Raw genomic sequence first — 19,180 nt, 5'->3', positions numbered from 1 at the left:
ACCCCTTGAGCTGGTGTCCCGGGTCGTCCCCGGTGTCCGGTCCGTTCAGCGGGTTCCCAGCCTCTGTCAGTCAACTGCCAGTCATGAGCTGGATGGTTGACGGGTACCGGTGACGTTGTACCGGTCAGCGGGTCCCGCGCGACCCGCGCACCGAAGGAGCGATCGTGCATCACAACCGTCTGAAGACCGCAGCGCTGCTGGGCCTGCTGACCTCGCTGATCCTCGCGGTCGGCTACTGGTTCGGTGGGAGCGGTGGCCTCGTCGTCGCCGTCGTCGTCTCGTTGCTGATGAACGGCGTGACCTACTTCTTCTCCGACAAGCTGGCATTGCGCTCGATGAAGGCGCAACCGGTCACCGAGGCCCAGTTCCCCGAGTTGTACCGGATGGTCCGGGAGCTGGCCACCGAGGCCGGGCAGCCGATGCCCCGGCTGTACGTGAGCCCCACCTCGCAGCCCAACGCGTTCGCGACCGGGCGTAACCCGGCCAACGCGGCGGTCTGCGTCACCCACGGGATCACCGAGATCCTCGACTACCGCGAGCTGCGTGGGGTGATCGGCCACGAGCTGTCCCACGTCTACAACCGGGACATCCTGATCTCCAGCGTGGCGGCCGGGCTGGCCGGCATCATCACCATGTTGGCGAACCTGGCGTTCTTCATCCCGCTGGGTGGGAGCAACGACGAGGATGGCCCGAACCCGGCGGTGCTGCTGCTCACCATCATTCTCGGCCCGATCGCGGCCACCGTGATCCAGTTGGCGATCAGCCGGAGCCGGGAGTTCCAGGCGGACGCGTCGGGTGCGCAGCTCACCCGGGACCCGTTGGCCCTGGCCAGCGCCCTCCGCAAGATCCACCTGGGGACTCAGGCCCGGCCGCTGCCCGCCCAGGGGCAGCTCACCAGCACCGCCCACCTGATGATCGACAACCCGTTCAAGCGGGGTGGCGGCATCGCCGCGCTCTTCTCCACCCACCCCCGGATGGAGGAGCGGGTGGCCCGGCTGGAGCAGATGGCCCGCAACTCCGGCCCCGTGCAGTTCCAGCGCTGATCCGCACCGACCCCGCGCCCGCGTCCACGTCCCGGACGCGGGCGCGGTCGTCTGCGCGGTACCTCCGCCGGGACCACGGGCGCGGTGGTCCCGTCAGCGGGCCGGCGCGTTGCCTCCCGCCGGGAGCCGGGCCGCCGGAGGGCGTCAGTGCGGGGAAACGGTCGGTTGCGGGCCAGCGTCGGCCGGCAGCCGGTCGGGGCGGGTCAGCAGCACCACGACCAGCAGCAGCACCCCGGCCAGCAGGTACGCCACGGCCGGCCCGAACAACGCGGCGGCCGACCCGAGCAGGAAGATCCCGCAGCCGGCGACGACGATGTTGGCGGCCACGATGGTCGCCTCCACCTGCCCCATCCGTTCCACCGGTGCCAGCCGGGCAAAGGTGGCCTGCGCGCCGATCAGCCACCCGCCACCCGCGCCGATCAACGCGTTGGCGCAGGCCAGCGCCCACACCGGGGCGTGCGTGGCGACCAGCAGGGCGGCCAGCAGCAGCGCCCCGGCCAGGGCGGCGGCCACGGTGACCTGCCCGGTCAGCCGGCCCAGCCAGGTGCCCCGCCCCAGCACCAGCACGAAGACCGCGCCGCCCAACGCCGACGAGGCCAGCACCACGGGCCGCCAGGCCCCGTCGGCGAGGTCCGGGGTGAGGGTCTCGGGCAGCGCGCCGGAGACGACCGTGGCGAGGGTGAGCAGGGCGACGCCGCGCAGCACCGGGTGCCCGGCGATGGTCCGGATGCCGGCGGTGGCCGGTGGGCGTGGCCCGCGCCGCCGCTGCTGCCCGGTCGGCAGCCCGGCCAGCACCACCGCCGCGAGCAGGAACGAGACCAGGTCGATCAGGAGCGCCACCCGGGGGCCGAGGGCCACGGTGATGCTGGCCCCGGCCAGCAGCCCCACCACCTGGCCGACCTGGTTGGCGAAGGCGGACAGGCCGAACAGCGGCAGCCGCAGCGGGGCGTCCACCGACTCGGCGGCGACCGCCACGTTGACGCTGGAGTAGGCGGCCCGGACCGCGCCGAGCAGACCCGCCGCGATGATCGCCGGCACCGGCCGGGGCGACACGAGCGGCACCGCGATCAGCACCGCGCCGGCCAGCGAGAGCCAGACCAGCAGGGTACGGCGGGCCGGCACGTCCAGCCAGCCGCTGAACACCGTGGCGACCAGCAGGGCGGGCAGGGCTCGGGCGGCGTACACGGCGGCGGGCCCGAGGACCGACTGCGTCTGGTCGTACGCGAGCAGCAGCAGCGCGGCCAGCCCCACGAAGTCGCCCAGCTCGGAGATGCCCCGGGCGGTGACCAGACGGGAAGCCACCGGGTGGCGGAACAGCGCCAGGTAACCGGGTGTCGGCGAGAGCCGCTCGTCGGCGTCGGTCATCAGGTCGTCAGGTTCGCTTCCTCGACCCCGTTCTGCCGGTGACGGCTGCTTTCCCGGAGCACCCGGGTCGGCTGGTGGCGCTGGCCGTCGCGGCCGGCCGGGCCGGATCGGCGCTGGCTGTCGCGGGGCGCCGGGCCGGGCCGGCGGTGCTCGATCGTGGTGCCGACCATCGGACCTCCTACGGCGTCGGGGGCGATTCAGCGGTGTATGTATCTGGGTCGATCAGCAAGTTACCCTCTCGCCGCCACCGGGTCAGCGGCCCGGGGTGTGAGTGAATCGACCATTCCCGGAGCGACCTGCGGCGTTAGGGTCTACAGGGTTCTGAGTCGTTACCTGATCGTCTCCTGGGAGGTGCCACCGTGGCCGCACTGCGCCAGTACCTGGGCGTCTGGCGGATTCCCGGGGCGCCGCTGCTGCTGCTCCTCGGTGTCGTCGGTCGCCTCGGCATCGGGATGACGCCGCTGGCGTTGCTGCTGGTCGTGGAGCAGGTCACCGGCCGGTACTCCCTCGCCGCCGTGGCCGGCGGCATCTACGCGCTGTCCGGTGCCGCACTCAGCCCGGTCGCCGGCCGGATCGCCGACCGGGTCGGCCCCACCCCGGTGCTGCTGGTCACCGCCGTTGCCCACCCGCTGGCCCTGTTCGGGCTGCTCGGAGCGAGCCGCGCCGACAACGCCGACCTGCGCCTGATCTACCTGGCCGCCGGTCTGGCCGGGGCCACCTACCCGCCGCTGACCGCCGCCATCCGGGGTGCCTGGAACGACCTGACCGCCCCGGCGAGCGGCCGGTACCAGCTGCGCAACACCGCGCTGGCCGCCGAGACGTCGCTGTTCGAGGTCGTCTTCGTGCTCGGTCCGCTGCTGGTGGCCGGGTTCGTCCTGCTGGCCGACGCCGCCGCCGCACTGCTCGGCGCGGCCGTGGTGACCCTGGTCGGCACCGCCGGGGTGGCGCTGGGCCGGGTGATGCGCGGCTGGCGGCCCCACTCGCGTGAGCACCATGCCCGGGGGCTCGGCCCGCTGCGGGTGGGTGGCTTCCCGGCGCTGCTGGTATGCGTGGCGAGCCTCGGCATCGCCTTCGGCGCGGCCGGGGTGATCGTGCCGGCGTTCGCCGGCAACCAGCCCACCGACGACCCGGAGAGCCTGGCCGGCCTGCTGCTCGCCGTCTGGGGGGTGGGCAGCGCCGCAGGCGGTTTCTGGTTCGGGGTACGCCGCCCGGCGGCCAACATGACCCGCCAGTTCGCCTGGCTGCTCGCGGCGGTGGCCGGCACCCTGGCGATCTTCGCGGTGATGCCCGGCCCGGTATCCCTCGGCATCGCCCTGGTGATCGGCGGGGCCACCATCGCCCCCGCGTTGACCCTGGAGAACACCCTGGTCGGGCGGATCACCCCGACGGGCATGCTCAACGAGGCGTACACCTGGGTGGTGACCATGTCGGTGGCGGCGAGCGCGGCCGGCGGCGCGGTGGCCGGCCTGATCGTCGACCACGCCGCCGGGGTGCCCTGGGCGTTCCTCTTCGCCGCCGGGGCGGTCGGCGTCGGGGCCGCCGTCGCGGCCCTGCCCGGCGGCCCGATCGCCCGCGCCGAGGCCGCCGCCACCCGCGCCGAACACCCCGTCACCGTCTGACCATCTCGCGCGCCCCTCGGGTGTACGCGGCCCCGCCGTCTTCCGGGGTTTGTGCGGCGGGCGGCCGTCCCCGTGGGGGACGACCGCCCGGTCGTGTGGAGCCCGGCTAGCGGGTCAGCGGTAGTTGGTGAACTGGAGGGCCACCCCGAAGTCCTCGCCCTTGAGCAGCGTGATGACGGCCTGGAGGTCGTCCTTCTTCTTGCCGGTCACCCGGAGCTGGTCGCCCTGGATCTGCGCCTGGACGCCCTTCGGGCCCTCGTCGCGGATCTTCTTGCTGATCGCCTTGGCCTTGTCCGACTCGATGCCCTGGATCACCTTGGCGTCGATCTTGAAAATCTTGCCCGAGGAACGCGGGTCACCGGCGTCCAGGGACTTCAACGAGATGTTCCGCTTGACCAGCTTCTCCTTGAAAACGTCGAGCGCGGCGGCGACCCGCTCCTCGGTCTCCGCCTGGAGGCTGATCGCCTCCTCTCCCGACCAGGAGATCTCGGCGCCGGTGCCACGGAAGTCGAACCGCTGGGCAAGCTCCTTCTCCGTCTGGCGGAGGGCGTTGTCGACCTCCTGCCGGTCGACCTTGCTCACGATGTCGAACGACGGGTTCGCTGCCATGCTGATGCTCCTGCTTGTCCGGCGGTCTGTCAGGGTCGTCGCGGTGCTGACCAGCCCCACGACCCTCTGACGGTACCCGGTTGCCATCCCCCCGGGGGCGACCGCTATCCTTGCTCCGCTGCCGCGTTGCGACGCGGTGGTGTGCCCTGGCGGGTTGCCCGAGCGGCCAATGGGAGCGGACTGTAAATCCGTCGCGAAAGCTACAGAGGTTCGAATCCTCTACCCGCCACCAGGTGCACGAACGGCCCTGTGAACAGCGGAAACGCTGACCACAGGGCCGTTCTCGTTGATCTAGCCGAGTCCAGTGCGGTCTAGCCGTCTACGAGCCTCCACGGGAACATGGCGGGAACGCTGATCATGGTCCGGTGTCTATCCGTGGTGCGGCGGCTACGTCCGCGTTGATCGCTACTGAGCGGGCACCGGCTCAACGCTCCTTGACGAACGCGCCTTTGCCGGGCACCACGTAGATCAAGCCTTCCTCCACCAGCACGCGCACCGTGTGCAGGATGGTGCCGCGCGCCAGGCCGTATTCCTGTTGGAGCCGGGCAACGCTCGGGATCGGCCGGTTGGGCACCAGGTCGCCGCGCTCGATCCGCTCGCGCAGGATTGCCGCCAACTGCTGATACAGCGGCACCGGCCCTTCGGGGTCAATCACGTCTTGACGGTAGGTGGGCAGGGAGGACGCTGGTCAGGCTTGGTAGACCATGGACCACCATAAACCGGTTGGGATAGGGTGCGGCTATCCCGCTGTGCTGGTCGTGGAGGACCCGAACCCGCCCCGGTGCGGCGGTACCCCTGCCCGGCCGGTCTCCTCCGACACCGGTCGGGCAGGGCCACCGCAGGAAGGGGAGATCATGTCTCTTGAGGCACGGGGCCTTCCCCGTCTCCAGCCCCCGACGCCGGGTGAGGAACTGCTGATCAGCCGGGAAGCGTCGGTGCAGTTCGCGCGGACACCGGCCTTCGTGTTCCGGGTGATCTCGGTCTGCCCCCGGCCCACCTATGACGGCTGGGCGTGGGTGACCGGCTACCAGCTCGACGGCCAGGGCCAGGCCGTCACCAAGCGGGAGATCTTCGTACGGCTGGCGGGCCTCAAGCGGGTCCGTCGTTCTGATGGGCGCCTGACGTCGGGCTCGGCTTTCGTGTCACGGCCGAACACCCGGTGGACACCGCCACAGCAGCGCCGTTGACCTGACCCGGACCAGCAACGCAGCCGGCCCCTGGTCGACTACCTCGCCCACGGCGGCCCCCACCCCCTTCCCAGGTGCCGGTTTTGAACTGACCTGGACAGCGGTAGGAGCTGGCACGGGGGGTCACCAGCCGGGGCACCGTGACCGCCGCCCCCATGCTTGGGGCTTGCCGGTCCTCCCCCGCGCGGCATTCTCGGAGCCCAGCTCCGGCGGCGGCCCGTCGTAGCGCCGGGGTACACGGGGTTGTCCGGCAGGCGTCGGGCGCTGCGCGTGCCCCGGCATCCCGCGTGCGTCCGGCCCGCCCGGCTGCGGCTGTCGATCGCTCCTCTTGCTACGCCGTGCGCCGGGGCGCGACCGGCCGCCAGGCCGCACGCGCGCCCCGGCGCGACACGGCGGCGGGCCGCAGGCCCGCCCTTGACCAAGTAAAGAAAGTCTGAACACGCTACGCCCGGACCACGCGCTAAAGCCGACAGATCACCGCCGTGGCGTCGTCCCGATGCTTGTACCTTGGCCAGATCAAACCATCCGGATCACGGTCCTCATACTCCCGAGTGGCCGCGATCAAGGCGGATGGGCCCTGTTCGTAGGAGAAGGCCAGTAGTGCGGGCCAATCCATCGCTTTGAAGTCGGTCACCAGAAGAGCGGCACCATCCGACAGCAGGGCAGCGCCGCGTACCTCTTCTACAAGTCCGGACATCGCATGATCGGCCGCCGACGGGTCGACCTGCGCTACCCAGTAGCCGCCGGGCTGGTTTCTCACCTGTTGCTGTTCACGAATCAGCGTGAAGAGCGCGCTTTTGTCACTCTTGTCTTTGCCGGAACTGGCGGCCCGTGCGCTATCTGAAGCGTAGGCGTTGACCGACTTGTCCTGTATCACTACCGGCTCACCGTTGGTTCGATCAAGCGCTATGACGGAGTCCGAGAGAACAAGATACTCCAGCGATTCTCCGACGTTTCTCACTATGGCTACCGTCGAGCACGGGGAGCCCGGATGGGCGAGGTCGCAGGAGTCGCGATGCATGGCCGCTACAGCGTCGATGGACTCTGCCAACACCTCCCCTAAGCCACGACCAGAGCTGCCCGCAAGCCACAACAGCTTGCTTCCAAGCTGGTGCACGTACCAGGGCGTTCCATGGACACAGCCCGTCTCGGACGCCTCTGACAGTCCGTCAAGGACAACGGCAACGCTCGTCGTGGCTCCGGCCCAATCCTCGTTCCTGCCATCGGGACGTCCGGATTCACTGGCTACGCTTACGTGCACTCTTCCTCCCGGGCTGATGGATTGGTGCCAGAAGTTCCGCGCGCTGGATCTGGCGCGATTCGGGGTCCCACTCGCATTCGACCAGACATGACCAACGAGTAGCCTTCACGTCCCGATACAGGTCGCTTAGCTCCTGTTCGAGATACATTGCCGCACCCTGACCGCCTGGCGCATGGATTCCAGCCATGTAAAGCCAGTAACCCCGCCCGTCCGGCCTCGGTAGGCGACCCAGATAGGCATAGTCACCGGGCTTGCCCGAATCCTCCGGGGAACGGTACTGACGCCCGGTCGCCTTATCATGCAGATACCAACCATCGGCATCCTTCTCGAACCCGTAACGCTCGTCCGCCGCTAGCATCTGCGCGATTAGTGGCGACCGTCGCGGACCACAGATCACCACCAACCCCTCGCGGTTGAGATCAATTAGGCCGGGAGGAACGATGTACTCGACCTCGACGGGTTCCAAGCCAGTTCGGCGAACGGTGCGGTTAAGGATCTCGATCGCAGCCGCGTGCTCCTGGTGCACGACCGGACGCCCAGACCCGCTCTCCTGCTTGGTATCGACTGCGAACGTCACGGTCGACCCCTCCGAGAACAGGATGCGCTCCGGGGCTCTCTTCGGCGCGGCGCTGAGCTGTGACAGCCGTGCGCGACTTACGCCTGCTTTGTCGGCAATCTCCGCCAACGTCATACCTTGGCTGCGTAGGTAGTCCACGGCGTCCCGGCGCAGCTTGCCGAACTCGGCGATCGCAGCCTGATAGTCGGCCATCGCCTCAGTCGCCAGCCGAACCCGATCCAGCGGGTCCGGGGTGTCTCTGACCCTCTGTAGCTCTTCCACAGACTCTCCCTCCGGGGTGGTGAGGCCAGTCTAGTAAGGGGGGTTACGGAAACCTAGAGTGGCCCCTTGACGAAGGCGGAAGCCCGACTTACGGTTGTGGCGTAAGGGGGGTTACGGAGGCAACTCCAGACCCCTCCGAGGCTGGGGACCGCTGTGTCCGCCCTACTCGGACCCACCTAAGGCAACGACGTCCGACCACCTGAGGGTCGACCGAAGGAGAGAAGCCCAGATGCGGAACATTCCTGTGAACCTGTCCGGCTACAAGCTGCGGGTGGTGGAGGAGCCGTCGATCAAGGCGGATCAGGAGGGGAAGGTGCTCACGGCTTACGGCACGAACGACCCGCTCTACACGGTGGCGGTGTTCGCCAAGCCGGTAGCGACCGAGGACGGCTACCGGGGCAAGGGCGAGGAACTGAAGGTCACCCTCTCGACCGAACCGGGCGTGGTGGAGGAGGGCGAGTTGGTGGAGCTGATCGGGCCGACGGTGTCGCACTGGGAGCGGGACGGCCGGTCGGGTCTGACGTGGAAGGCGCAGGGCCTCAAGACTGCGCGGTGAGTCGGGCGCGTTTCTGATCGTTCGCCCCGCCCCTGTCTGGTGGGTGACCCGTTCGAGTCGGGTCGGGGCACTTTGTCGAGGCAATGGGCCGTTGATCGGTCCATCCTCGGCAGCATGTTCATTGAGAATTACACAGTGGATAGAACCTTGCCTAAAACAGGTTGATATCACTATTCGACAAATTGAGGGGAGGTTGCTATGTCTGATTTTGAGTTGACGCTTATCGGGTTGCTGATTCTTTCGGTTTCGGTGAACTTCGGGCTGATTCGTCGTGAGACGCGTCGGTGGCGGCGGGTGTGGCGTCTGACGGGCCGGGAGTGACCGCCTGGTCGGTGGTTTCCATCCCTCCTGGGTGCGGGTTCCCGGGGGTGGGTGGTGTCCACCGATCGTGTGGGCTTCCGTGACCGGAAGGAGCAGGTGTGGATTTGGTGCCGGAGATGGTGAAGTCGATGACCGGCCGGCGGCGGTATGAGGCGCTGGTCGGCAACGTGCAGGGCTTGGCGTTGCTCCTCGACGGCGTGAAAAGCCTGATCAAGTCCTGTGAGCCGCCGCCGGGGACGCTGTACCAGTTCGCCGCCCGGATCGAGGACCTGGAGGAGGCGCACCGTCAGGCGGTGGAGTCGCTGCGGTCGTTCAGCGTGCGGGTCAAGACGTATGAGGCGGATCTGATCGCTAAGCCGTGGAAGGTGAATTGATGTCGTACCGGGTCACTGACACCTATGACGGGGTTGATCAGGCGATGCGTCTGCTGCGCAGGTCGATGAAGGGAATGCCGGAGCGGTACCGCTACATGAAGCACTACGACGAGTTGCGTCGATCGGTGGCGGTGCTGCTGATTCTCCTCGAAGAGGCCACGCCGTGGCTGGAGGAAACCGACAAGGCGAAACGGGCGACGACGCTCGCGAAGAAGATGCTCGAAGCGGTCCGCTGACCGACAGTTGTTCGACGGAGAAGGCCCGGGTTGGTAATCCGATCCGGGCCTTTTCCATGCCCAGAACATCAGTAATGGAATTGCATCCGATTTGATGAAGGTAGGTGCGGGAGATGGGTAAGCGCGTTCGGGGTTGGGAATGGCGTGTGGCGGGGTGGGCTGCCAGGCACCCGGGGTTCGTGGCGGCTCCGGCCGTGCTGGGCGCGGGGATGCTGGAGTTCGGGCCGGCGACCACGGGCGGTGTGATGGCCGGTGCGGTCGCTGCCGGGGTGGGCTGGTACCGGGGTCACCCGGACTCCTGGGAGCTGGTGGCGGCACCTCGGTTGCGGGCGGTGCGGCGGCGGTGGCTGTCGCGGGCCTACCTCGGGCCGTGGTGGAGCCGGGTGGTGGAGGCGTGCAACCTGGTCACGGTCCACCGCACGACGGGTGTGATCAACGTGCCCCGGATCATCCGCATCCGCTCGCACTCCCCGTCCACGGAAACCGTCTACGTGCGGCTGTTGCTGGGGCAGACGCCGAAAATGTGGGAGGAAGCCGCTGAGGCTCTGGCGGTCGCGTTGCAGGCGGAGCGGGTGGGCGTCGAGCGGGTGCGCCCCCAGGTGATCGCGTTGGTCGTGCAGCGGTCGGAGCCGTTCACGCAACCGATCATCCCGCCGGACCTCCTGGGCGACTCCGATGCGGTGGACCTGTCCCGGGTGTACCTCGGTGAGACCGAACACGGCACCGATTGGGTCGCGCCGCTGCTGGGTCAGCACTGGCTTGTTGGTGGGGCCTCCGGGTCGGGGAAGAACTCGGTGACGTGGATGGCGTTGCGGGCGTGCGCGCCGCTGATCCGTGACGGCCTGGTCCGCCTGCACGTGGTCAACCCCAAGGGCACCGAACTCAACGCCCTCCAGCCGGTGTCGTACCGGTACGCCGAGACCGACGGCGACATCGTCGAGGTCATCCAGGGCTTCTGGACCACGATGCAGGAACGTAAACGCACCTTGGCAGAGCAGGGCCGGCGGACCTTCACCATGTCCCGGGACACCCCACTGGACGTCCTGGTCCTCGATGAGTTGGGCGCGGTGACCGGGTACGGCGACCGGTCATTGACCAAGGGCGCTCAGGCCGTCCTGCCGCTGATCCTGTCGCAGGCTCGCGCGCTGGGCGGCACCGTGATCGGCGCGCTCCAGGAACCCACCAAGGACGTCATCCCGCAAAGGGATCTGTTCTCCCTGCGGGTGTGCCTGCGGACCACGTCGTCCGGGCACGTCGACATGGTTCTCGGTGAGGACATGCGCCGCCGGGGCGCTCTGGCCGATGAGATCCCGAACGTGCCGGAGTCGGCCGGGATCGGGTTCGTCGTCAAGCAGCGTTCCCGTACCCCGGTGCGTGTCCGGGCCGCGTACTGCGACGACTCCGACATCGCCGAACTCGTCCGCGTCGCCGGCTGGCCGGTATCCGAACTCGCCGCGACGGGCCAGCGATGAGCGACACGCGGCAGGGCGCCAAACCGCCTCGGCCGGTCCGCAAGCTGTCCCGCCGGCTGGACGTGGCGCGGCAGCTTCACGACCTGGAGCAGGACGCCGCCGCGCTCGACATCGTCGACATCGAACGCCTACGGGTGTCGGTGACCCGGTCGCTGTGGGTGTTCCTGGCGGTCGGGTCGGTGTTCACCACCACCGGCGTTCAGGACTTCCTGGCCGGTCACCTCACCCCGGCCGACCCGGTGTGGTGGGGCTGCTGGGGCGTCGAACCGTGCCTGGTCGGCATCCTCATCACGATCCTGCGATGGGAAGCCGCGATGATCGCCCGGAGCATCGACATCGACTCCGGGGCCGTCGACTGGCTCAAACGGTTCCTCCTCGGCTCCACCCTCGTCATGAACGTCGTACCGGCGCTGTGGCCGCGTGAAGGCTCGATCAGCGCGGGGATGCTCGCCGCGCACATCATGGTGCCGGTCCTGGTGTTCTTCCTCGCCGAAGTCATGCCCATCGTCCAGGCGCGCTGCACCCAAGCACGCCGGGCCATCGTCCTGACCAAGCCTGACGCCAAGGTGACCGAACCGACCGTGTCGGCTCCGGCTGCGGTGGTCAACGTCCCGACCGTTCCGGTCATGCCCCAGCAGACCACCCCCACCCCGGCCCCGGCCCCGGTCCCTCGGGCGGAGACTCCGCCCCCGCCCCTGCCCCCGGTTCCGGCTGCGGTGGTGGAGCTGGAGGGGCTGGGCATCCCGGCCGGAATGCAGGCGCAGATCCGGCAACTCGTCGCGGACTCGCCCACTCCGGTAACCGCCGTCGACGTCCAGCGCGTCACCCGTCTACCGCTGCCGATCGCGGCCCGGGTGGTCGACCGGCTCACCCCGGTCACCGCCAACGGCTACACGCACTGACCTTCTCCCACCGGTTCCCTCTGGTCCTGCCGCGCTCCTTTTCTGCGGGCGCGGCAGGACCACCGGCCCCCTGATCGGAGACCTGCCGTGTCCTACCTCCCGTCGCTTACGCTCGCGCTCGGTCTGCTCCTGGCCGTCGCTGTCGTCCTGGTCCTGGTCCTCACGCGCTACCGGCGAACCGTGGTCCGCGTGACCGCCCTCCACACCGAGCTGACCACCCTCCGGCAAGCCCTGCTGCGTGACCCGCTGTCCGGTCTAGCGAACCGGGCCGGGCTCACCCAGGCGTGGATACGCCTCGCCCCCACCCGGCCGCACGTGGCGGTGATCGACCTCGACGGGTTCAAGCCCGTGAACGACACCCACGGCCACGCCGCCGGAGACCTGGTGCTGACCACCGTCGCCGGCCGGCTCCGCACCATCACCACCACGGCAGCCCGACTCGGCGGAGACGAGTTCGCGGCCCTGATCGACGGCCCCGACCCGGCCGGCGTCGCTGACCGGCTCGCCCGAGCAATCGCGGCTCCGATCCCGCTGCCCACCGGCATCACGGTCACGGTCACCGCCAGCATCGGCCTCGCCCGGACCGCCGATGACCTACCCGCCGCACTCGCGGACGCCGACGCGGCCATGTACCGGGCCAAGACCACCCGGGCCGCAGTGGCCATGTTCGACCCCCATCGGGACGACCACACCACCCCGACCCCGGACATCCGACCCGCCGTCCGGGTCCGTGACCTGAACCCCATCACGGTCACCAGCCCCGCCGACCTTCTCTGACTCACCCTGGCCCGCCGTGCTCCTCGATCCCGGGGAGCGCGGCGGGCCCTGCCTCCGAAGGAACCTCATGCCATCACCACCCCGTGCACCTCAACGGGTGCACGACCCTGAGGCGGCCCTGACCCGGTGGATGCGGTCGCCGGCGTACAAGGAATGGCGGGCCGGCGTCGAGTCGGTTCGTGGTTGCCTCCAGCCCGTCCGCCTCGTCGGCAAGTGGGAGGTCCGCCACCTCGGCACCGGGGACCTGATCGCCGCGCGGCAGGGCCGGGTGTGGGCCTCCTGCGGCACCCGCCGCGCTGCGGTCTGCCCGACCTGCGCCGACCGGTACGCCGCCGACGCCTGGCACCTCATCCACGCGGGCATGAACGGCGGCAAGGGCGTCCCCGACACCGTCGCCCGGTCAACCCGACTGTTCGTGACCCTCACCGCTCCGTCGTTCGGCGCGGTCCACAACCGGCCCGGCAAGCGGCCCTGCTCCTGCGGGCGCTGGCACCCGGAAGGGCATCCGCTGCTGGGTAGCCCGCTCGATCCGGGCACCTACGACTACATCGGGGCGGTGCTGTGGCAGGCACACAGCGGGCAACTCTGGCACCGGTTCACCATCGCCCTCCGCCGGGCCGTCGCCGCCGCCGGTGGCCTCACCGTCCGCGCGTCCGGGGCGCACCTGCGGATCTCCTACGCGAAGGTTGCCGAGTACCAGCGGCGCGGCCTGGTCCACTTCCACGCCGTCATCCGCGCCGACGGACCCTCCGGCCCGGACTCGATGCCTCCGGCCTGGCTCACCCCGGACGTGTTGACCGACGCGGTCCGTACCGCGGCTTCGTCCGTCGAGCTGGACACCGCACGACCCGACGGAACCGCGCTGGTCCTCCAGTGGGGCAAGCAGGTCGACGTCAAGGACATCACCGCCACCGACATCGACGTCACCAACGACGGCGACGATGGCGACCAGGTCGTCAACGACACCCGGCTCGCCGGCTACATCGCCAAGTACGCCACCAAGGGCACCGGGGCCACCGAAACCGGTGACCGGCGCATTCGCTCACAGGCGCACATCGGTCTGCTGCGGGTGTCCGACCACCACCGGGCCATGATCCAAACCGCCTGGGACCTCGGCGGCCTCGACCAGTACACCGAACTCAAGCTGCGCCACTGGGCGCACATGCTCGGCTTCCGGGGCCATTTCCTCACCAAGTCGCGCATCTACTCGACGACCTTCAAGAACCTGCGGGCGGAGCGTCAGGCCCACCAGCTCCGCACGGCGCTCACCGACGCCGGCCTGCCCGAGGACACCCACGTCCTGGTCGCCAACGACTGGCAGATCCTCGGCATCGGCTACGACACCCCCGAGCAACTCGAACTCGCCTCCGCGATCGGTGACCGCATCCGCACGGCCCGACAGCAAACCAGAAAGGACGATGGTGATGGGAGTCGATAACAGTTTGCTGACGGTATCTGAGGTGCTGAAGGAGCTGCGGATTCCGCGTTCAACCTGGTACCTGTGGCGACAGACCGGCAGGGCTCCGCGTGTCTACAAGCTGCCGAATGGTGAGCTGCGGGTACGTCGCTCGGTGCTTGAAGCCTGGCTGAGTGACTTGGAAAGCGAAGCGGCGTGAAGAGCTTCGAGGTTCGGATCTGGGACATTGGCAAGCGCACGATCCGGGGAAAGGTGTGGTACCGGGTTCGTTGGACGGTGCAGGGTGCTTCCCGACCGTTCGAGGAGCTGTTTCAAAAGAAGGCGCTTGCTAGCTCCTTCCGCGCAGAGCTGGTCAAGGCTGCTAATGACGGCCAGCCGTTCGACACCGACACTGGTCGGCCGCTGGCTGAGGTGCGGGCACGTAACGCTGTTACCTGGTACGTGCACGTCCGTGAGTACATGGGCCGCAAATGGCCTCGCTTGGCCGCGAAGTCACGTCGAGGGACGGTCGAAGCGCTCACCGATGTAACGCTCCTCCTGGTCGGGTCGAAACGGCGCAACCGTCCCGACATGGCCGTGCTCCGCGAGGCGCTATACCGCTACGCCTTGATTCCTCGGAACTGGACTGAAGAGGTGCCCGCGTCACACGCTGACGCTCTGGCCTGGATCGAGCGTTCCTCGTTGCTCGTCACCGAGTTGGAAAGTCCGGCCACGGTGCGCCGTGTTCTCGACGGGTTGTGCCTCAGACTCGACGGTAAACCTGCGGCTGCGAGCACGGTCCGCCGTAAGCGGGCGATCCTCTACAACGCGATCGGGTACGCGGTCGAGCTGGGTCGTCTGGACGCGAACCCGATCGATCGTATTCAGTGGACTGCCCCTGAGGTTGCCTCAGCCGTCGATCGGCGGGTGGTCGCCAACCCGGCTCAGGTCGTTGCGCTCTTCGCGGCGGTGGCGGCGCTCGGCAGCCGGGCCGATCGGGTGACCGCCTTCTTTGGCTGCCTCTACTACGCGGGTACTCGTCCTTCGGAAGCCGCCGACCTGCGCCGTTCTGATTGTGAGCTGCCGGGCCGTTGCGTCATCTGCGGTGACGGCCTGGTCGACGTGACCGCCTTGCCGGCTGGCTCGTGCCAGCACGAGAAGATCGAGTATGGCTGGGGCAGGATCACCCTTAGCGGTACTGCTCCCAGGGCCGGCAAGGCGTGGACCGACGATGGACAGCCTCACGAGCGGCGCGGCCTTAAGCATCGGGCACGCAACGACACCCGTCCGGTGCCGATCCCACCGCCGCTCGTCGCGCTCCTGCATCGACACATCACCGAGTACGGCACAGCCCCGGACGGCCGGCTGTTCCGAGGTCTGCACGGCGGGCCGTTGTCCGAGTCCGTCTATGACCGGTGGTGGAAGCTCGCGCGGGAGAAGGCGCTAACCCCCGCTCAGGCCGCTTCGCCTCTGGCACGCCGCCCGTACGACCTGCGCCACGCGGCTGCCTCGCTCTGGCTGAACGCTGGCGTCCCGGCTACCGAGGTCGCTCGCCGGCTGGGCCACAGCGTCGCCGTGCTGCTGCGGGTCTACGCCAACTGCATCGACGGGGGAGAGGACGGGGTTAACGACCGGATCGGCAAGGCGCTCAGCTGAGACGTTCCCGCTGCGGGAGCATCACGGGAACGCGGGGGGTTGAGTCCTCATGATCGACGCAAAGTAGCTGGTCGGAGGGGGTGTGGTTCCCAAGATCGTGCGTTCCCTGTAAATCCGTCGCGAAAGCTACAGAGGTTCGAATCCTCTACCCGCCACCAGGTGCACAAAGCGGCCCCTGACCAGCGAGAACGCCGGTCAGGGGCCGCTTTCGTGAGTCTCGCTCGATCAGGCGGTTCTGGCGAGGACTGTCAGGAACACGAGACCGACCGCGGCGAAAGCACCGCCAATCACCCGTTCCAGCAGGATGAATCGTGCCAGGCGCTTATCGTGCGAGACGTCAGGCAGCCAACGCCACGGCGGAACCCGCCGGCTCACGCTCGCGGCGGACATCGACCGTTGCACGTGCCATTCAGTCACGCCACGAAAATTGCTGGCAAGAGCGACGCCCAAGAGGCACATGGCCACGCTCATGGCAGCGCCCGCGAGGACTCGCCAAGTCTCCATGCTGATCCCCTTCTATGAGTGACGATTATCGCCCCGGCCCTGCGGGCGTACGTCGGGCGGTAAACCGGGTGCACACGGCCAGTGTGGCGTCGTCGTACGCCTTGGCGCGCGGCCACCTTCTGCCCTGAGGATCGCTGGTCTCTGCCGCCCGGACCTGCCGGATCACCTCAATCGGCCCTTCCTCGGCGATGAGCGCGAGAACTTCCGGCCAATCCGCCAGAGCGAACTGGTCCACGATGCGGCTGGCCCCGTCACTGAGCAGGACGGCACCCCTAAGTCCTGACACAGGCCGGCTTCCGGTCAGCGCTTCCGCCGCCACCCCCGGATCGTCGGCGGCGACCCAGAACCCGCCGGGCTGGTTGCGGTGGGCGCGGAGGGCTTCGATGTATTCGCGGAGCGCCCGGTCGTGTTCGACAGTTCCGTTCGGGGCGGCGTCCATCGCGGCGCGGTAGCGGCTGCCCACGGCGTCCACCCGCCCGTCGGTGATCACCTCGGGAACGTCCCCGGCGTGGTCGAGGACCAGCACGGAGTCGGCGAGCGCGAGGTAATCGGCGCGGTCGTCGTCGATCCGAAAGATGGTGACGGTTGCTGACGGACTGCTCGGATCACTGATGTCGCAGGTGTCCCGGTGCGCGTCGGCAACCTCCACGATCGCCTGGCCGAGGATGGCGGTGAGATCCTGGCCGTCGTCGGCCGCCAGTTGGCCGAGCAGCGCCCCGCCGAGCCGGCGGGTGTACCAGGCGACGCCGTGGAGACAGGTAGATGTGGTGCCGGACAGGCCGGCACCGTCGAGCAGGACGACGGCATTCGGTACGGCACCGGTGAAGTCTTCGTTGGGCTGGTCGGGCTTGGCCGGGCGGGTTGCCATGACGACCTGCATCAGCGTCCTCCACGCGGTTCAGAGCCGACGATCCGATTCAGCGGGGAGCGTCGGTGGCCGGCTTCGACTCGGTGACCATCAGGACGGGCGGGCCATCCGCACCACCCGGGTACGAGGATTGCTGATCGATGTGAAGTGTGGGTTATCCGATTTCGGTGGACCGTCGCCGGGTCAGGGTGACTCCGGCGAGGACCAGGGCGATACCGACCACGATCACGGTCGTGACAGCCTCGCGGAGGATCACCCATCCGAGGACCACTGCGACGACGGGCAGCAGGTAGGTGACCACCGATGCGGCGGTCGGCCCCTCGTCGTCGATGATGCGGTAGTTCAGGACGTAGGCGGCCCCGGTGCCGAGCACCCCGAGGACGAGCAGGCTCGCCAACGCGTCGAGCCGCCACACCGGCGACTCCAATCCGGCAAACGGCAGCGCCGGCACCAGCAGAACCGTGGCCGCGCCGAGCTGGGCCGCCGACAGCACGAGCGGCGGGATTCCGCGCCCGGACAGGAACCGGCCCATGTAGACGTAGCCGAGCCCGTAGCTGGCGGCTGCGGCGAGGCAGGCGAGGCCGCCCCAACTGGCGATCTCGCTCGCGGACTCCCACGGCGAGAAGATGACCACGACCCCGAGGAACCCGAGGGCGAAGCCGGCGGCCTTCTTGACGGTGACGGCCCGGTCGACGCCGACGAGGAATGCCAGCAGCAGCGTCCACAGCGGCGTGGTCGCGTTCAGCACCCCTGCCACGTTCGACCCGATCGTCTCCTCCGCGATGCTGAACAACAGGTACGGCACGGCGTTGGCGACCATGGCGGCCACGAACAGGTGACCCCAGAGTCGCTTGTGCCATGGAAAGCGGAGTCCCCGGGACAGCGCGATCGGGGTCAGGACCAGGAAGCCGAGCAGGAGCCGGGCGAACACGATCTGCACCGGGTTGAAACCGCGCAACGCGAGCTTGATCCAGAGAAAGCCGGACCCCCACAGCAGCGCGAGACCGGCCACCCGGGCGATACCTGCCCGGCTGACCCGCCGGTGGTCAGTCCTCAACGGGCATGTCGTAGTCCAGGCCGTTCACGTCGGCGCGCATGACGAACCGGGTCACCTCGAAGGCTCGTCCATCACCATCGAGACTCGTGTGCAGCAACTCGATCACGGGCACGCCCGGCGGCATCGAGAGCCCCTTCACCTCGTCCGGCGTCGGCATCCGGGCGCTCACCTCCTCCCGGATACGCGCGATCGGGTAACCCAGATCCTCGAACCGCTGGTAGATGCTGCCTCGGCCGAGCTTTTTCTCACTCGCCAGTGGTGATCCCTCGACCACCGTGGTCGGGATGTAGGTCACTCCGACCTGCATAGGCTCGTCGTCGGCGAAGTACCAGTTCTCCCGCCGGATGACCTCCTGGCCGGCGGCGAGCCCCAGCCGCTGGGCGACCTCGGCGGGCGGCTGCACGGTGGTCACCGACCGGCACTCCGTGTGCGGGGTCCGTCCCTGCCGCTCCACCTCGATGCGGAACGGCGAAAGCCCGGTCTCGTTCCGCGCCCGGCGGGAGTACCGGTCGCGACCCATCCTCATCAGCGGACGCCGCAGGCGTACGAACACGCCTCGGCCGTGCTGCGCCTGGGCAAGGCCCTCGGCCTGCAAGATGCCCAATGCCTCCCGGGCGGTGTTGCGGGCCGTGGCGTATCTGGCTGCCAGATCGCGTTCGGAAGGTAGTTGGTCGCCGTCGCCGAGGTCACCGCGCATGATCGCGGCCCGTAGCTCCTCGGCGATGCGGCGGCTCGGAGGCTGCCGCTCCTGCTGGTCACTCATCGGATCACCACTCCTCAAGGTGGTATCCAGGCTAGCGCAACTGGCTCAAGCCAGCTATTGACAGCCTGCCACCCTTCATCGAAGCTGGCTTAAGCCAGTTGCCGCCAATGTCGGTCCTGTCGTGAGCCGGTCTTGGACTCAGGCCGTTCGGAGGGCCAGGCCATGCCGCTGGCAGCCAAGCAACCCGGGGTCCTCGCCCCGGTTACCTGTGGAGGTGTGATGTCCGGCACTCATCGTCGATGCGATTGGTTCTCGTCCTGGCGGTCTCGAAGGCGTTCACCGTCACGACCTGTCCGCCGCAACGCCCCGCCGGGCCCGTCCACTGCACCTCCGCTCGCCACGCCATGGTGGTCGGTCGAGGTGACCCGCGAACTGC

At 68.8% G+C, this 19,180-nt stretch carries 21 protein-coding genes, 1 tRNA gene and 1 pseudogene; 13 read left to right on the top strand and 10 right to left on the bottom strand.

All coding sequences use genetic code 11. The annotated features are described in order from the left end of the window. The first annotated feature begins 164 nt into the window (after positions 1-164). Positions 165-1,043, top strand: coding sequence for a zinc metalloprotease HtpX (gene htpX, locus ACQP2H_RS27550; RefSeq protein WP_219464787.1), 879 nt, complete (start codon positions 165-167; stop codon positions 1,041-1,043). A 144-nt stretch (positions 1,044-1,187) separates the two neighbouring features. Here the strand turns inward: htpX and ACQP2H_RS27545 are convergent, their stop codons facing one another. Together ACQP2H_RS27545 and ACQP2H_RS27540 are read right to left on the bottom strand one after the other, a co-directional pair. Further along, positions 1,188-2,408, bottom strand: coding sequence for an MFS transporter (locus ACQP2H_RS27545; RefSeq protein ID WP_219464786.1), 1,221 nt, complete (start codon positions 2,406-2,408; stop codon positions 1,188-1,190). Beyond that, positions 2,408-2,578 carry a hypothetical protein gene (locus tag ACQP2H_RS27540; protein ID WP_219464783.1) on the bottom strand — a complete coding sequence of 57 codons (171 nt, stop codon included), beginning with the start codon at positions 2,576-2,578 and terminating at the stop codon, positions 2,408-2,410. The genes ACQP2H_RS27545 and ACQP2H_RS27540 overlap by 1 nt, the downstream gene beginning before the upstream one ends. Positions 2,579-2,767: 189 nt before the next feature. On the opposite strand from ACQP2H_RS27540, the gene ACQP2H_RS27535 reads away from it, so the two are divergent. Next, the gene (locus ACQP2H_RS27535; protein WP_357537888.1) at positions 2,768-4,027 is read left to right on the top strand and encodes an MFS transporter; all 1,260 of its coding nucleotides are present in this window, start codon (positions 2,768-2,770) and stop codon (positions 4,025-4,027) included. 114 nt (positions 4,028-4,141) lie between these two features. Here the strand turns inward: ACQP2H_RS27535 and ACQP2H_RS27530 are convergent, their stop codons facing one another. Next, entirely contained in the window at positions 4,142-4,636 is a 495-nt protein-coding gene (locus tag ACQP2H_RS27530; protein WP_219464781.1) for a YajQ family cyclic di-GMP-binding protein, read from the bottom strand. A 148-nt stretch (positions 4,637-4,784) separates the two neighbouring features. Between ACQP2H_RS27530 and ACQP2H_RS27525 the strand changes: the two genes are divergently transcribed. Then, positions 4,785-4,868: transfer RNA gene (locus ACQP2H_RS27525), tRNA-Tyr, on the top strand. A 192-nt stretch (positions 4,869-5,060) separates the two neighbouring features. Here ACQP2H_RS27525 and ACQP2H_RS27520 read toward each other — a convergent pair. Beyond that, positions 5,061-5,291, bottom strand: coding sequence for a GntR family transcriptional regulator (locus ACQP2H_RS27520; RefSeq protein WP_219464780.1), 231 nt, complete (start codon positions 5,289-5,291; stop codon positions 5,061-5,063). Positions 5,292-5,490: 199 nt separating this feature from the next. On the opposite strand from ACQP2H_RS27520, the pseudogene ACQP2H_RS27515 reads away from it, so the two are divergent. Further along, positions 5,491-5,763: pseudogene (locus ACQP2H_RS27515) on the top strand (hypothetical protein); the annotation flags it as partial. A gap of 520 nt (positions 5,764-6,283) precedes the next feature. On the opposite strand, the gene ACQP2H_RS27510 reads toward ACQP2H_RS27515, so the two are convergent. Continuing rightward, complete coding sequence (locus ACQP2H_RS27510) at positions 6,284-6,784, bottom strand: hypothetical protein (protein ID WP_219464778.1); 501 nt, start codon at positions 6,782-6,784, stop codon at positions 6,284-6,286. 277 nt (positions 6,785-7,061) lie between these two features. After that, positions 7,062-7,922 (bottom strand): sigma-70 family RNA polymerase sigma factor, encoded by an 861-nt coding sequence (locus ACQP2H_RS27505; RefSeq protein WP_219464777.1) that lies wholly within the window; start codon positions 7,920-7,922, stop codon positions 7,062-7,064. 229 nt (positions 7,923-8,151) lie between these two features. Between ACQP2H_RS27505 and ACQP2H_RS27500 the strand changes: the two genes are divergently transcribed. The 9 genes from ACQP2H_RS27500 (at position 8,152) to ACQP2H_RS27460 (ending at position 15,612) form a co-directional block, all read left to right on the top strand. Continuing rightward, positions 8,152-8,478 carry a hypothetical protein gene (locus ACQP2H_RS27500; RefSeq protein ID WP_219464776.1) on the top strand — a complete coding sequence of 109 codons (327 nt, stop codon included), beginning with the start codon at positions 8,152-8,154 and terminating at the stop codon, positions 8,476-8,478. Positions 8,479-8,897: 419 nt separating this feature from the next. Continuing rightward, positions 8,898-9,173, top strand: a complete 276-nt coding sequence (locus ACQP2H_RS27495; protein ID WP_219464774.1) for a hypothetical protein — start codon at positions 8,898-8,900, stop codon at positions 9,171-9,173. Further along, on the top strand, positions 9,173-9,409 hold the full coding sequence (locus tag ACQP2H_RS27490; protein WP_219464773.1) for a hypothetical protein: 237 nt from the start codon (positions 9,173-9,175) through the stop codon (positions 9,407-9,409). Before ACQP2H_RS27495 ends, ACQP2H_RS27490 begins: the two co-directional genes overlap by 1 nt. A gap of 383 nt (positions 9,410-9,792) precedes the next feature. Then, positions 9,793-10,881, top strand: coding sequence for a cell division protein FtsK (locus tag ACQP2H_RS27485; RefSeq protein WP_219470389.1), 1,089 nt, complete (start codon positions 9,793-9,795; stop codon positions 10,879-10,881). Continuing rightward, complete coding sequence (locus tag ACQP2H_RS27480) at positions 10,878-11,783, top strand: hypothetical protein (protein WP_219464772.1); 906 nt, start codon at positions 10,878-10,880, stop codon at positions 11,781-11,783. The genes ACQP2H_RS27485 and ACQP2H_RS27480 overlap by 4 nt, the downstream gene beginning before the upstream one ends. Positions 11,784-11,870: 87 nt before the next feature. Next, complete coding sequence (locus ACQP2H_RS27475) at positions 11,871-12,560, top strand: GGDEF domain-containing protein (protein WP_433229395.1); 690 nt, start codon at positions 11,871-11,873, stop codon at positions 12,558-12,560. Positions 12,561-12,690: 130 nt separating this feature from the next. Beyond that, entirely contained in the window at positions 12,691-13,998 is a 1,308-nt protein-coding gene (locus ACQP2H_RS27470) for a replication initiator (RefSeq protein ID WP_219470387.1), read from the top strand. Between the two features lie 22 nt (positions 13,999-14,020). Further along, the gene (locus ACQP2H_RS27465; RefSeq protein WP_433229393.1) at positions 14,021-14,176 is read left to right on the top strand and encodes a helix-turn-helix transcriptional regulator; all 156 of its coding nucleotides are present in this window, start codon (positions 14,021-14,023) and stop codon (positions 14,174-14,176) included. Then, positions 14,173-15,612 (top strand): tyrosine-type recombinase/integrase, encoded by a 1,440-nt coding sequence (locus ACQP2H_RS27460; protein WP_308290917.1) that lies wholly within the window; start codon positions 14,173-14,175, stop codon positions 15,610-15,612. The genes ACQP2H_RS27465 and ACQP2H_RS27460 overlap by 4 nt, the downstream gene beginning before the upstream one ends. Before the next feature lie 225 nt (positions 15,613-15,837). Here ACQP2H_RS27460 and ACQP2H_RS27455 read toward each other — a convergent pair whose 3' ends face one another. The 4 genes from ACQP2H_RS27455 to ACQP2H_RS27440 all read right to left on the bottom strand — a co-directional run bounded on the left by ACQP2H_RS27455 (position 15,838) and on the right by ACQP2H_RS27440 (position 18,804). Beyond that, positions 15,838-16,116, bottom strand: a complete 279-nt coding sequence (locus tag ACQP2H_RS27455) for a hypothetical protein (protein WP_219464770.1) — start codon at positions 16,114-16,116, stop codon at positions 15,838-15,840. Positions 16,117-16,141: 25 nt separating this feature from the next. Beyond that, positions 16,142-16,984, bottom strand: coding sequence for a protein phosphatase 2C domain-containing protein (locus ACQP2H_RS27450; protein WP_255597747.1), 843 nt, complete (start codon positions 16,982-16,984; stop codon positions 16,142-16,144). A gap of 154 nt (positions 16,985-17,138) precedes the next feature. Further along, the gene (locus ACQP2H_RS27445; RefSeq protein WP_219464768.1) at positions 17,139-18,041 is read right to left on the bottom strand and encodes a DMT family transporter; all 903 of its coding nucleotides are present in this window, start codon (positions 18,039-18,041) and stop codon (positions 17,139-17,141) included. Then, a complete protein-coding gene (locus tag ACQP2H_RS27440) occupies positions 18,031-18,804 on the bottom strand; it encodes a GntR family transcriptional regulator (protein WP_219464767.1) in 774 nt (257 codons plus the stop codon). Before ACQP2H_RS27440 ends, ACQP2H_RS27445 begins: the two co-directional genes overlap by 11 nt. Positions 18,805-19,180 lie beyond the last annotated feature (376 nt).

Origin of the sequence: Micromonospora sp. CA-248260, assembly GCF_050942205.1 — a bacterium.
GTDB classification, from domain to species: Bacteria; Actinomycetota; Actinomycetes; order Mycobacteriales; family Micromonosporaceae; genus Micromonospora; species Micromonospora antibiotica.
The sequence above is the reverse complement of the archived record's forward strand: the minus strand, read 5'-3'. Positions and strand labels throughout refer to the sequence as shown.

Excerpts from the sequence above, each read along its gene's own strand:
- ACQP2H_RS27455 (WP_219464770.1), bottom strand. The coding sequence starts at position 16,116 with ATGGAGACTTGGCGAGTCCTCGCGGGCGCTGCCATGAGCGTGGCCATG.
- ACQP2H_RS27450 (WP_255597747.1), bottom strand. The coding sequence starts at position 16,984 with ATGGCAACCCGCCCGGCCAAGCCCGACCAGCCCAACGAAGACTTCACC.
- ACQP2H_RS27440 (WP_219464767.1), bottom strand. The coding sequence starts at position 18,804 with ATGAGTGACCAGCAGGAGCGGCAGCCTCCGAGCCGCCGCATCGCCGAG.
- ACQP2H_RS27540 (WP_219464783.1), bottom strand. The coding sequence starts at position 2,578 with ATGGTCGGCACCACGATCGAGCACCGCCGGCCCGGCCCGGCGCCCCGC.
- ACQP2H_RS27470 (WP_219470387.1), top strand. The coding sequence starts at position 12,691 with ATGCGGTCGCCGGCGTACAAGGAATGGCGGGCCGGCGTCGAGTCGGTT.
- ACQP2H_RS27500 (WP_219464776.1), top strand. The coding sequence starts at position 8,152 with ATGCGGAACATTCCTGTGAACCTGTCCGGCTACAAGCTGCGGGTGGTG.
- ACQP2H_RS27530 (WP_219464781.1), bottom strand. The coding sequence starts at position 4,636 with ATGGCAGCGAACCCGTCGTTCGACATCGTGAGCAAGGTCGACCGGCAG.
- ACQP2H_RS27480 (WP_219464772.1), top strand. The coding sequence starts at position 10,878 with ATGAGCGACACGCGGCAGGGCGCCAAACCGCCTCGGCCGGTCCGCAAG.
- ACQP2H_RS27490 (WP_219464773.1), top strand. The coding sequence starts at position 9,173 with ATGTCGTACCGGGTCACTGACACCTATGACGGGGTTGATCAGGCGATG.
- ACQP2H_RS27545 (WP_219464786.1), bottom strand. The coding sequence starts at position 2,408 with ATGACCGACGCCGACGAGCGGCTCTCGCCGACACCCGGTTACCTGGCG.